The organism is Mucilaginibacter sp. PAMB04274 (assembly GCF_039634385.2).
GTDB lineage: Bacteria > Bacteroidota > Bacteroidia > Sphingobacteriales > Sphingobacteriaceae > Mucilaginibacter.
In genome coordinates, this window is sequence record NZ_CP155081.2 from 2,245,436 (window position 1) to 2,257,379 (window position 11,944).

Here is an 11,944-nt window from a genome sequence, read left to right on the forward strand (position 1 = left end):
TTTATTTTTTTTTAAGAGACGAGTCGCGTATAATCAACTCAGACTTTTGTATCAGTCGGTTGTCGGCGGCTACATGGTGTTTGTTATTATGCAATCGGTTAACTAATATTTTTGCAGCCACTTCGCCCATATCGTACCCCTTGTAGTTTACAGTGGTTAAATTAGGCTCGATAATGCTGGCTTCTGTATCATTATTAAAACCGGCGAAGGCAATGTCCTCCGGAATGCGGATACCATGACGCTTGAGCTCCTGCATACATGCAACCGCACAGGCATCGTTCGTTACAAAAACGCCGTCAGGGCGCTCAGGCATAGCTAGTATTGTATGAGCTGCCTCCCGGCCAGCTTGTAGTGTAAGCTGCGTGAGCAAAACCAGGTCTTCGTCAAAAGTTATATTATGGTCGTCCAGCGCTTGCTTAAAACCTTTAAAACGATCAGCTGCCACGGCGCTTAATTTATAGGCGGTAACGTGTGCTATACGCTTGCAACCTTGATTTATCAAGTGTTCGGTAATTTCATAAGCCGCCTTAACGTTATCAATTTCAATACCCGGGCACTGTGGGTGGGGCCATACACGGTCAAAATACACCAGTGGAATACCTCGCTTAACAAAGCTCTCAAAGTGGTCTGCATTCTCAGTATCATAAGCTAGTGATACCAGCAAACCATCAACACGGTTGTTATACATCGCTTGAGCAATATTTACCTCTTTGGCAATATTATCCAGCGATTGACTAATGATCAGGTTATAGCCTGCATCGCTCAGTACTTTTTCAACACCCGAAATTACATTCGACATAAAGCTACTATTAAGGTTACCCACAATTATTCCTACAATGTTACTCTTCTTCTTCCGCAGGTTACTTGCTAAGTGATTAGACCGGTAACCCATACTTTGGGCGGCCTCCAGTACCCTTTGTTTGGTGTTGATGTTTACCGATGGATGGTCCATCAAACCACGGCTAACTGTAGCGGCCGATATATTTAACTTTTTAGCTATGTCGTATATAGTAACTTCTTTTTCCGGATTACTCATGTCAGTATCAGTGTTTAACAGCATAAAGTTAGTATTAATAGCTATTAATTGTTATTTAATACTCAATAAGCACCGTCAACGTTCACAAGGTCTCCCCACATTAAGCAATTTGTTGTCTGAAAATTAGTTAATCATTAAATTGGTTTTCGCGCTATTGAAACGCTATTAGCGAAAGTACAAAATAATCAATACAATCGATTGCAATTGTAAATAAATGTTTGCAGTTTTAAAAACCGAAACCCAAATTACGTTCTGCATTGTAAATTGCGCCTTGTTCTGTTAAGACAGTTACCAGTCACTGTTAGTAGCAATACGTCTTATAAGTAATTATTTAGCAGGCTTGTTGAAATTGGCAGTGGCATTTTGCTGGTAGTTGCCATGTTTACAAATAGGAAGGAAAAATATTTTCGTCAAGCATTTTAGAAAGCTACCTTGCTGTGGTTCGGAAATTAGATTAGTGATTTCATACAGGTCTGATAATTTAAAAGAAATATGATAAACAACCTTGAACAAACTTTCCGCTGGTTTGGTCCGTCTGATCCGGTTACGTTACAAGCCATTATACAAACCGGGGCAACCGGCATTGTAAATGCGCTGCATCATATACCTGCAGGCGAGGAGTGGAGCCTGGAAGAAATCAATAAACGTAAAGCTGAAATTGAAGCAGCAGGTTTGCGCTGGTCGGTAGTGGAAAGTGTGAATATACATGAGAGTATCCGCATAGCCAGTGCTGAGCGTGATGAATACATTGACAAGTATATCAAAACGCTTAAAAATCTGGCTGAGGCCGGCCTGAGTACAGTGTGCTACAATTTTATGCCCGTGCTGGATTGGACACGTACCAACCTCGATTATCGTTTACCAAACAATGCATCCGCCTTACGCTATGATGCACCTGCACTCGCCGCGTTTGATCTTTTCATATTACAGCGGCCCGAAGCCTATCAGGAGTTTACACCCGCCCAGCAAGAAGCAGCTAAAAAGTATTTTGACAGCTTGAGCGCCGAGGAAAAAATCAAGCTTACGAATATTATAATGGCTGGTTTGCCCGGCACTGATGATGTGTTTACGATTGATGAATTTAAGGTGTATCTTAAAAAATATGAACACATAGATTCGCAAGTATTAAAGCAGCACATGGCCTACTTTTTAAAAGCTATTATCCCTGATGCTGAAAAACTGGGCGTTAAGATGTGTGTGCATCCAGACGATCCACCATTCTCTATCTTAGGTTTGCCTCGTGTAGTATCTACTGAGCAGGATTTGGTCGACGTTGTTAACGCTTGTCCATCGCCAAGTAATGGCCTTACATTTTGCACCGGTTCTTTAGGCGCTAATCCGGCCAATGATCTGCCTGGTATTGTGACCCGTTTGGGTGAGCATTTTCATTTTCTGCATCTGCGCAATGTGCATCGCGAGGCAGACGGCAGCTTTTATGAAGCCGATCATCTGGAGGGTAGTACGGATATGTATGCGGTAATGAAGAACATTATACTGGAACAAAAGAAACGCCTCGACAGCGGCCGTACGGATGTTGCCATGCCTATGCGCCCGGATCATGGTCACAAATTACTCGACGATTACAATTACAATACGTATCCCGGGTATTCGGTTATTGGCCGCTTAAAAGGGCTGGCCGAGCTGCGCGGACTGGAGATGGGTATTAAACGTACGTTATTCGCAGATTAACAGTCGGTGATCCACTCAGCCGGCCGACAACGCCTAGGGTTAACCTAAAAACCGGCTAATTATAAACCCCAAGGCCATTAGTATTGACGGCCTTGGGGGTTTACGTATTTTGTAAATGATTATCCTTTACGCTGTATAGCTTTTTGCGCAGCTGCTACAATAGCAGGAGCATTTAGTTTATATTTTTCCATCAGTTGCTCAGGTGTACCCGACTCGCCGAATGAATCGTTAACAGCTACATACTCTTGTGGTACGGGGATGTTTTTAACAAGTACCTGTGCTACCGAGTCGCCCAGACCACCTAAACGGTTATGCTCTTCGGCAGTTACCACGCAACGTGTTTTGCTGACCGATTTAAGGATGGCTTCTTCGTCCAACGGTTTAATAGTATGAATGTTGATTACTTCAGCAGAAATCCCCATAGCCTCCAGTTGCTCGCCGGCTTGTATGGCTTCCCATACCAGGTGGCCGGTTGCAATAATGGTAACATCGGTACCTTCGCTTACCATCCATGCTTTACCTATCTCAAAAACCTGATCGGCAGGGGTAAAGATAGGGACTACCGGGCGGCCAAAACGCAGGTAAACCGGGCCATGATGCTCGGCAATGGCAATAGTAGCAGCTTTGGTTTGGTTATAATCGCACGGGTTGATAACGGTCATACCCGGCAGCATTTTCATCATACCCAAGTCTTCCAATATCTGGTGGGTAGCGCCATCTTCGCCCAGGGTTAAGCCGGCGTGAGAGGCACAAATTTTTACGTTCTTATCAGAATACGCAATAGACTGGCGGATTTGATCATAAACGCGGCCTGTCGAAAAGTTGGCAAACGTGCCGGTAAAAGGTACATGGCTACCAATAGTTAAACCAGCAGCAATGCCCATCATATTGGCTTCGGCAATACCTACCTGTACAAAGCGTTCAGGAAAAGCATTGATAAAATCTTGCATTTTAAGCGAACCTACAAGGTCGGCGCACAAGGCAACCACTTTAGGATTACGTTTACCAGCTTCTAGCAAACCAGCCCCAAAGCCCGAACGGGTGTCTTTTTTTTCTGTATATGTATACTTGGTCACAGTATAGTTGTTGAATTAATGAGTGATTGAGTGAATTGTTGAATGAGCAAATAAGTCAAGCAGTGACTCTTGGTTTTTGAGTCCTGTTCTATCCTTAATAGTCTCCTAGTGTTTCTTCCAGTTGATTTAAGGCTTGCTCCAGTTGGGCATCGTTAGGGGCAACGCCGTGCCATTTGTGGCTACCCATCATAAAGTCTACACCGGCACCCATCTCAGTTTGCATTAATATAACTACTGGCTTGCCTTTGCCGCTTAGGCTAATGGCTTTTTGTAAGCCTTCAACAACCTGTGCCATATCGTTACCTTTCATCTCCATAACTTCCCAGCCAAAAGCCAGGAACTTAGCATGCAAATCACCCAATGATAATACCACTTTAGTAGGGCCATCAATCTGCTGGCCATTCACATCAATGGTCATGATTAATTTATCTACCCGGTTATGTGGTGCAAACATGGCAGCTTCCCAAATCTGGCCTTCCTGCAATTCACCATCACCGTGCAGGGTAAACACTAAACGATCATCACCATTTAGTTTTTTACTAAGCGCCGCGCCGATACCTACTGATAAGCCCTGACCTAAAGAGCCAGAGGCGATGCGTACACCCGGTAATCCTTCGTGTGTAGTAGGGTGGCCCTGTAAGCGTGAATCCAATTTACGGAAAGTAGCCATTTCGGCTTTATCGAAGTAACCGGAATGTGATAAAACTGAATAGAATACGGGCGAAATATGGCCGTTTGATAAAAAGAAAAGATCTTCACCTTCACCATCCATATTAAAGGATGGGTCGTGTTTCATTATTGAAAAATAGAGGGCTACCAAAAAATCGGTACAACCCAACGAGCCGCCCGGGTGGCCGCTCTGGCAGCCGTGCACCATGCGCACCACATCGCGGCGCACTTGTGAGGCAATGCTTTTAAGCTCTTGTATATCTTGTGTCATTCTTTGTGATCTAGTAAAAGTTGATTTGTTGGGTATTTGATAGGTAAAGCAGTAAGTAGGCTATGTTGTAAGGGTTGGATGTATCCAATCGTCAATTACTTAAACCACTACTATTTACTGGTAATTACTTAACCGGGGGAACGCCAGCAGCGGCTGCTTTGGCATGATCGGCCAGGAACTGAGCCAAACCATTATCAGTTAATGGGTGTTTTAATAGTGCTGTAATAGCTGATAATGGACCGGTAATTACATCGGCGCCTAGTTTAGCACAGTTAATGATATGCATAGCGTGGCGAACTGATGCAGCCAAAATTTGCGTTTCGTAACCGTAGTTATCGTAAATTAAACGAATGTCTTCAATAAGTTGTAAGCCATCGGTTGAAACATCATCCAAACGGCCAATAAAAGGTGATACATAAGTGGCACCGGCTTTTGCAGCCAATAACGCCTGACCTGCAGAAAATACCAGCGTACAATTGGTTTTGATACCCTGTTGTGTAAAGTATTTAATAGCTTTTACACCATCTTTAATCATCGGCACTTTTACTACAATACGCTCGTGCAGTTTAGCAAGGGCCAAGCCTTCTTCAACCATCTCGTTGTAAGTAGTAGAAATAACCTCGGCGCTAACGTCGCCATCGGTAATATCGCAAATGGCTTTGTAGTGTGCAATAACATTGTCTTGGCCTGTGATACCTTCTTTGGCCATTAGGGAAGGGTTAGTGGTTACCCCGTCTAAAATACCCATATCATGGGCTTCGCTAATTTGTGACAGGTTAGCCGTGTCGATGAAAAATTTCATAATATATTAATGTATGTAATTGAAGAACTAATAGTATAAATAAGCTTAAAAGCGCCGAATTTGTACTGCCCGGTAAAAATGCAATTAATTTTAAAGCTAACCTAATATATTTTTGCAATCGATTGTATTTTTAATTGTCAAATACACAGTTATGTAGATCGCGCTTTCTCAGCATAAGTGTACAAACGCCAACACGAGCTTACTTTCAGTTAAGTATTTATTATTTTATAAGCATAACTTAAAAACCTCGCTAATTCAACAGCGATGTACTTAAGTTGCTTCTTACTGAGCAGTGGTATTATTATAACTCTCAGGGGGGCCTAAATAACTTGGCTTAACACTTTTATCAAAATCCAGTACAAGTTTCTGCAATACTACGGCTGGACTAATCATCCAAAATTTGATCACGTGTACGCCGGGCTTTTTAAGGTGATGTTGTGATGTCTGGATATTAATAGCATCGGCAACTACTTTGTTCCATAAAGGCTGAGTGGCTTCTGCGTTAACATGAAACACCTGTGGCTTCTCGTCATCAATAGACACGGCATATTGCAAGCTTTTACTGCCTGTAAAGTCTATAGTAGGAGAAAGGTATACATGAAGGTCTGCCAAACCTGTATCAATTGTATTGATCTGGTACTGTAAATGCGCACCATTACCACCCGGCTTTTGCAAGGGTGCAGTAGAAGGGGAGGCTGTAACGGCAGAAAGCGTACGGCCATAATCGGGCAGAACCAGCCATTGTGCCGCTGCACTGTTAACCGCTTTAGTGTAATGAACAGCTTCGATCGAAACATAGCGGCTGTGTTCAACGAAGCCCTTTATTGGAGTTTTGTTATTAACCGCGTTATAAATGTTAGCGTTTACAACTACCTTGCTTCCATCCGATGATGTAATGGTAATTGGCGTAACTTGCGAACCAGCCGGCACTTTTGCCCAATTTACATTTACCAAAATACGTTGTTGTTTGCTTACTAAACCATTTGCCGGTGTTACGGTTACCCACGGTGCAGTTTGTGTTGTAAACTTGAATGATGACTGCCCACGATTGAACACTTCGATATAGTATGGCGACTTTTGGTGCTTATTAAATTCAGGCAGTACAGCCTCACGGGTTTCCTGAGGCCACCAAGCCGTTGAACCTTCGACCGCAACACCCATTGAAGGTACAGCAGATAATTGTATTTCAGTTACCTCCGGCATTTTGTCTACCGGTGGTTGCTGCCAGTATGTATAACCAATGTGTGTTTGATCCATCATGTGGTTCCATTTGCCACCAGCCAATTGTATATTGTAGTATTTAGATATCTCGGCATCTTTAGCAAACAGTGTTTTGACAGCAGCGGCCTTATCATTAGCTGCTGCCCGGCCTTGCTGGGTATACCACTTGTTTAATGCAGCGTTGTAATACATCTCGTTCAAATTTGAACAGGCTTGTACAGGGTGTAATACCAGTTGATAATAAGCATCTTTGTAAGCAGCAGGCATCTTTTTGTACAATTCTTCTGCTTGTGCTCGGAGCTGGTTATAATCATTTACAACGTTCTCAAACTCGCGATAATTAGTGATGCTGTAAGTATTTTGATTGAGTAATTCGGGTTTACGACGCCCGTTGTATTTAGTGTACCTGGCAATGATACTGGCTATTTCGCTGGCATGTTCAGGTCCAAATTGTTGCAAGGCCCATAAGCGGGTATATTCCTGCACACGGTTAACAGGCCATTTGTTAGGATTCCAGGCATAGTCCAAAAAGAACTCTATCGGAAACTCCATAGGCTTAAGATCACCTACGTTTACAATCCATACCTGCCGGGCATTGTACTCATATGCTAGGTGCATTTGCTCCCAAACCTTAACAATAGGATTTGTATTAAGCCATTTATAATTGCGTGGACCGCCCACATAGTCATAATGATAATAAATGCCATAACCGCCTTTACGGGGCTTTTCGCCAAGCTTGGGTAACTTACGTATGTTTCCCCAATTGTCGTCGCAAAGCAGTAAGGTAACGTTATCCGGCACGCGCATACCTTTGTCATAATAGTCTTGCACTTCTTTATACAGCGCCCACATTTGCGGTGTCTGATCGGCCGGCTTTTTAGTCACATCAGCTATAATTTTACGCTGATCGGCTACAATTTTTTCGAGCAGGGCAATGTTAGTTCCTTGCTCCATGGCCATGTCACCATCGCCACGCATACCTACGGTAACAATGGTTTCGGCAGTGCCCATGTTTTCAATGCCTTTGCGCCAAAAGTCGCGCAAAACATCACCGTTGGTATTGTAATTCCACTCACCTTTGCCATAAAGTTTCCATTCCTGTTGGGCACGGTCCATAGGCTCATGATGTGAGGTTCCCATCACAATGCCATACTCATCGGCAGTGGCCCGGTTAGCCGGATCATCTACATTGAAGGCATTGCCCCACATGGCAGGCCAAAGGTAATTTCCTTTCATACGCAAAATAAGCTCAAACATTTTAGCGTACATTTTACTATTTACGCCGCCAAACTTCTCCTTGGTCCAGCCCGAAAAAGCAGGTGCTTCATCGTTAATAAATATGCCCCGATACTTAACCGCGGGTTCGCCCTGGGTGTAACGGCTGGGTATTATATACAAACTTTTCTGCTCCTTAATCGGTACATCAGCCCACCAGTACCAGGGTGATACGCCAATACGGGCAGATAAGTCATAAACGCCATATATGGTGCCACGTTTATCGCTGCCCGCAATTACCAATGCTTGGTCTACCCCCGGCATAGGCTTGCTTACCGTCTGTAACACGAAAGTTTCCCATTTGCCGGTAACACCGCTTACGTTTATCTTTTTGTTTTTTATAAGCTGATCTATAACCGCGCTTTTGCCAATAGTGCCTATGATAACCAGTTGCTTGCCTGCTGCTGTGCCGTTTAGTAAGTTGGGTTTTTGATGCGTCACAGCATTAATGTCATTTTGCAAATCTTTTACGGCACGTATAACGCCAGCATAATCATCGGTGCTAACCCATAAAGGCGCCGATTTACCCGCTGCACTTAATGCAAAGCTATTAGCAACGGGCTTAGCACTAACGTAACTATCATCATGTGTGGCATTGGCCTGTTGCGTACAGATTACCATGACGATAAATATGGCTGCTATTCGTTTAAAATAAACGAATAGACTGATGGGGGAGAGGTTCTTCATTGTTAACGCAGATAGGGAAATTATTTTTTGAAGTTTATTACCTCATAGTATGCTTTTTTAGGGAGCAGATTGGCATCAAACAGTAACGGGAAGTTTTTGCGGCCACGTACAGGGTATTCGTCAAGCCAGGTGTAGCGGTCAGACACATTCCAGAAGGTAACACCGGTTATAACCCTTTTATACTGGCGCAGTACCTCAAAAACCTCTTTATACTTAGCTATTTGTTTTTGCTCTAAATCCGGCGTTAATTCGCCTTTTTCGCCTGGGCGTAGTGGACGGCGTTCTTTTTCCCAAGGATATATTGATACGTCGAGCTCAGTTATCTGTACCTTAAGGCCTAATGATGCGAACTTTTGTATTGTATTGCGGAGTTCTGTTGCAGATGGTTCCTGTAACGACCAGTGCGCCTGCAAGCCTACTGCTTGAACCGGAACTTTGGCATCGACCAGTTTTTTGAGCAGTTTATATACACGCTCCATTTTCTCAGGGCGTTCAGTATTATAATCATTATAAAAAAGCACTGCTTTCGGATCTGCCTCATGCGCATACTCAAAGGCTTTCACAATAAAATCTTCTCCGCATATCTGATACCATAGCGAATTGCGGAGGAAGTTTTTCGGATCATCATCAATGGCCTCATTAACTACATCCCACGCGTAAATCTTTCCTTTATACCGGTTAACTACTGTAAAAATATGGTCGTGTAGTCGTTTAAGAAGTAATTCTTTACTCACTTGTTTGCCTGTACTGTCTTTAAACAGCCAATTAGGTGTCTGTTCGTGCCAGCATAAGTTATGACCGCGCACCCGCAGCCCATGTTTCTGCGCAAAGTTTACTATGGAATCTGCATCACGCCAAAAATAGCGGTCCTCTTGCGGATGGATAGGTCCCATCTTCATGGCGTTCTCAGGCGTAACACTGTTGAACTGTTGCAGTATAAATTTGCCCTCATCTCCCTGCAAATGGCGGGGGGCAACAGCAACACCTATAGGGAAGTAGTTTTTATAATAATCTTTTAAGCCTTTACCCACCTTAGTGCCTGCAGTAGTTTGAGCATGAGCTAATTGTAATGCCATGCTGCCAGTTAACAGCAATGCTGTAAGCGTTATTTTCATGAATAGATGTTTATAAATGGTGTTTTACAGATAGGAATGCAATCGATTGCAAATATAACGGTTAGAAACAATTTTGCAACTTGATAAAGACAATAATTGGAATTAAAAGGCTTCTCCTAAATTTAGCCTGATTGATGAATATCCTTTGCTGAATCCGTAATCGATAGCGATGTTGGTGTTGGATGCTTTGTTAAACTTGATACGCAAACCGCCGCCTCCAGCAGGATGGAAGTAATTAAACTGCCTTGTATCGGGTTCGCTAACAGTGGTCATATTGGCAAATAATACAAAGCCTAAAAGACCATTGCGTGTTATACTGCGGCGATATTCAGCTTCGGTATACCATAAGCTTTGCCCACGGTAACGATTTTGTTCAATGCCCCGGCCCGAGCGGTTGTAAAGGTCCCAGCCAATACTGGGCAAGCTTAAATAAGGCGCTCCTCTGTCAAGCGTGGTCCAATAATAGGTCCATAAGGCCAGGGTATTTTGCCGCGTAGTGTTGTGCGGACTCAAAGATATGTACTTGCGCATGTCCGCATACAAGGAATGCCATACCCGGTTGCTACCTAAAACCGGCGTATTTAACCTATAAACCAAATTAGAATAACAACCCGGCAAAGGGTTGATGGAATTGTTACGGGTATCGTAAAGCAAGTTAAGCGATATGCCGGAGGAGAGTGAGTTTTGACCATATTCTGTCCCGAAGGCATAGTCTGACAGGTCTTGAAGGTTGGTGCCTTCCTGCCGCGTTTTAATACGCATGTGGTAATCCATGTTATAACCTACACCCGCAAAAAAGTAGGAGGTAACGCGACGTAACAAACTCTGGTAAAACCTTACGTATTTATAATCAACCCTCATGCGGTTTTCTTCGGGCTGGTTACCGCCAAGTCCCCATGTATCTTGGGGATAAACCATAAACCGGGTATCGCCCAATAAAAACCACTGATTGTTTTTAAACCATATACTGGAACGTAAGGGTAAACCAAACCGACCTTTGAAATTAAAATATGGAGTGAACGTAAAGCTCGATAAATTGGTTGTTTGCTGATCGCCCAGATAAAAGCCAGCTGTAGTGGAAGTGATGAACATTTTGCCACCCCCATCGGGTATTGTTGATGCTGTCGGCAGGAATGAGAAGAATACTTTGTCTTGTGCCGGGTTGAGGCTTACTGGAGATCTGGTCTTTGGCTTGAAAACAGCTTTAAAAACATCAAGTAGATCCTTTTGGCCTGTTGTATCGGTACGTACTTGTTTAAACGTAGACACCATAGCGGTATCCTGTGCAATTAATGCTCCTGGTATAAAAAAGCATAATGCTGATATAATTAAGTACGTTTTTATCATCCCCTAATTGAAGCAGCAGTAATTGAAATAAGCCAGTTGCAGTTTATATGCATAAAGTAACTGATGTCCCCGATTGTTTAATTGATTGTAATTAACAAAATAAAAAGTAATATTGCAATAGTATGACAATTTTTGCGTCATTTAATTTTCCTTCTCTTAGCGAGTCGCGTGCTTCCTGATAAGTCATTTCTGTTACCTGTATTGCTTCGCCTTCATCAGGTAAGCCACCGCCATCGCCCCGTTCGTCATCGTCACTATATGGCGCTATAAACAGATGCACAAACTCTGTAATGCCACCTGCCGATGTGTATACGCCGCCAACCCGTTCTAAGTTGGTCACTTTGCAGCCTAATTCTTCTTCGGCCTCCCGTATTGCTGTATATTCCGGGGTTTCACCCTCGTCAATCAATCCGGCACAAGCTTCTACCAGGTAGCCGGTTTCGTTATTATTTAAAAAAGTAGGTAATCGAAACTGTTTAGTGAAGAGGAATTTTTGCTGCGCTGCGTTGTAGAGTAGTACAGCCGCTGCATCAGGCCTGTGATACACTTCGGCCTTCATATCTATCAGCTTTCCGCTGTTATCTGGCTTTTTGTAGTCAACGTTTTCCAGCAAGAATTTGCGTTCTGATAGTTTTTCCCTGTTGATAATTTGAATCGCTGTCATGGTAAAAAATTTAAATAAAAACAGAGGTGCTATACTTTAAGTTTCAACAACGGCATGTTATGCACAAAAAAAGCTATCATCTAACTGATGAT

9 protein-coding genes are annotated in these 11,944 nt (G+C 43.2%); 1 reads left to right on the forward strand and 8 read right to left on the reverse strand.

What is annotated here, in order from left to right; translation table 11 throughout:
- Nucleotide 1: 1 nt before the first annotated feature.
- Nucleotides 2–1,060: a LacI family DNA-binding transcriptional regulator gene (locus ABDD95_RS09485; RefSeq protein WP_345951646.1), complete on the reverse strand. Its 1,059-nt coding sequence runs from the start codon at nucleotides 1,058–1,060 to the stop codon at nucleotides 2–4.
- A 468-nt stretch (nucleotides 1,061–1,528) separates the two neighbouring features.
- On the opposite strand from ABDD95_RS09485, the gene uxuA reads away from it, so the two are divergent.
- Nucleotides 1,529–2,725: a mannonate dehydratase gene (gene uxuA / locus ABDD95_RS09490; RefSeq protein ID WP_345951647.1), complete on the forward strand. Its 1,197-nt coding sequence runs from the start codon at nucleotides 1,529–1,531 to the stop codon at nucleotides 2,723–2,725.
- 119 nt (nucleotides 2,726–2,844) lie between these two features.
- Here the strand turns inward: uxuA and ABDD95_RS09495 are convergent, their stop codons facing one another.
- The 7 genes from ABDD95_RS09495 to ABDD95_RS09525 all read right to left on the reverse strand — a co-directional run bounded on the left by ABDD95_RS09495 (nucleotide 2,845) and on the right by ABDD95_RS09525 (nucleotide 11,852).
- Nucleotides 2,845–3,801, reverse strand: a complete 957-nt coding sequence (locus ABDD95_RS09495; RefSeq protein WP_345951648.1) for a transketolase C-terminal domain-containing protein — start codon at nucleotides 3,799–3,801, stop codon at nucleotides 2,845–2,847.
- Nucleotides 3,802–3,895: 94 nt separating this feature from the next.
- Nucleotides 3,896–4,741 carry a transketolase gene (locus tag ABDD95_RS09500; RefSeq protein ID WP_345951649.1) on the reverse strand — a complete coding sequence of 282 codons (846 nt, stop codon included), beginning with the start codon at nucleotides 4,739–4,741 and terminating at the stop codon, nucleotides 3,896–3,898.
- A 124-nt stretch (nucleotides 4,742–4,865) separates the two neighbouring features.
- Nucleotides 4,866–5,543, reverse strand: coding sequence for a fructose-6-phosphate aldolase (gene fsa, locus ABDD95_RS09505; RefSeq protein ID WP_345951650.1), 678 nt, complete (start codon nucleotides 5,541–5,543; stop codon nucleotides 4,866–4,868).
- A 282-nt stretch (nucleotides 5,544–5,825) separates the two neighbouring features.
- Nucleotides 5,826–8,726: a glycosyl hydrolase 115 family protein gene (locus tag ABDD95_RS09510; RefSeq protein ID WP_345951651.1), complete on the reverse strand. Its 2,901-nt coding sequence runs from the start codon at nucleotides 8,724–8,726 to the stop codon at nucleotides 5,826–5,828.
- A gap of 20 nt (nucleotides 8,727–8,746) precedes the next feature.
- A complete protein-coding gene (locus ABDD95_RS09515; RefSeq protein ID WP_345951652.1) occupies nucleotides 8,747–9,841 on the reverse strand; it encodes an endo-1,4-beta-xylanase in 1,095 nt (364 codons plus the stop codon).
- A gap of 102 nt (nucleotides 9,842–9,943) precedes the next feature.
- The gene (locus ABDD95_RS09520) at nucleotides 9,944–11,188 is read right to left on the reverse strand and encodes a BamA/TamA family outer membrane protein (protein ID WP_345951653.1); all 1,245 of its coding nucleotides are present in this window, start codon (nucleotides 11,186–11,188) and stop codon (nucleotides 9,944–9,946) included.
- A gap of 91 nt (nucleotides 11,189–11,279) precedes the next feature.
- Nucleotides 11,280–11,852 carry an NUDIX domain-containing protein gene (locus ABDD95_RS09525; protein WP_345951654.1) on the reverse strand — a complete coding sequence of 191 codons (573 nt, stop codon included), beginning with the start codon at nucleotides 11,850–11,852 and terminating at the stop codon, nucleotides 11,280–11,282.
- Nucleotides 11,853–11,944 lie beyond the last annotated feature (92 nt).

What these genes read in the sequence shown, in the direction of transcription:
- ABDD95_RS09485 (WP_345951646.1), bottom strand. Translation starts at nt 1,060, where the DNA reads ATGCTGTTAAACACTGATACTGACATGAGTAATCCGGAAAAAGAAGTT.
- fsa (WP_345951650.1), bottom strand. Translation starts at nt 5,543, where the DNA reads ATGAAATTTTTCATCGACACGGCTAACCTGTCACAAATTAGCGAAGCC.
- ABDD95_RS09525 (WP_345951654.1), bottom strand. Translation starts at nt 11,852, where the DNA reads ATGACAGCGATTCAAATTATCAACAGGGAAAAACTATCAGAACGCAAA.
- ABDD95_RS09520 (WP_345951653.1), bottom strand. Translation starts at nt 11,188, where the DNA reads ATGATAAAAACGTACTTAATTATATCAGCATTATGCTTTTTTATACCA.
- uxuA (WP_345951647.1), top strand. Translation starts at nt 1,529, where the DNA reads ATGATAAACAACCTTGAACAAACTTTCCGCTGGTTTGGTCCGTCTGAT.
- ABDD95_RS09515 (WP_345951652.1), bottom strand. Translation starts at nt 9,841, where the DNA reads ATGAAAATAACGCTTACAGCATTGCTGTTAACTGGCAGCATGGCATTA.
- ABDD95_RS09500 (WP_345951649.1), bottom strand. Translation starts at nt 4,741, where the DNA reads ATGACACAAGATATACAAGAGCTTAAAAGCATTGCCTCACAAGTGCGC.
- ABDD95_RS09510 (WP_345951651.1), bottom strand. Translation starts at nt 8,726, where the DNA reads ATGAAGAACCTCTCCCCCATCAGTCTATTCGTTTATTTTAAACGAATA.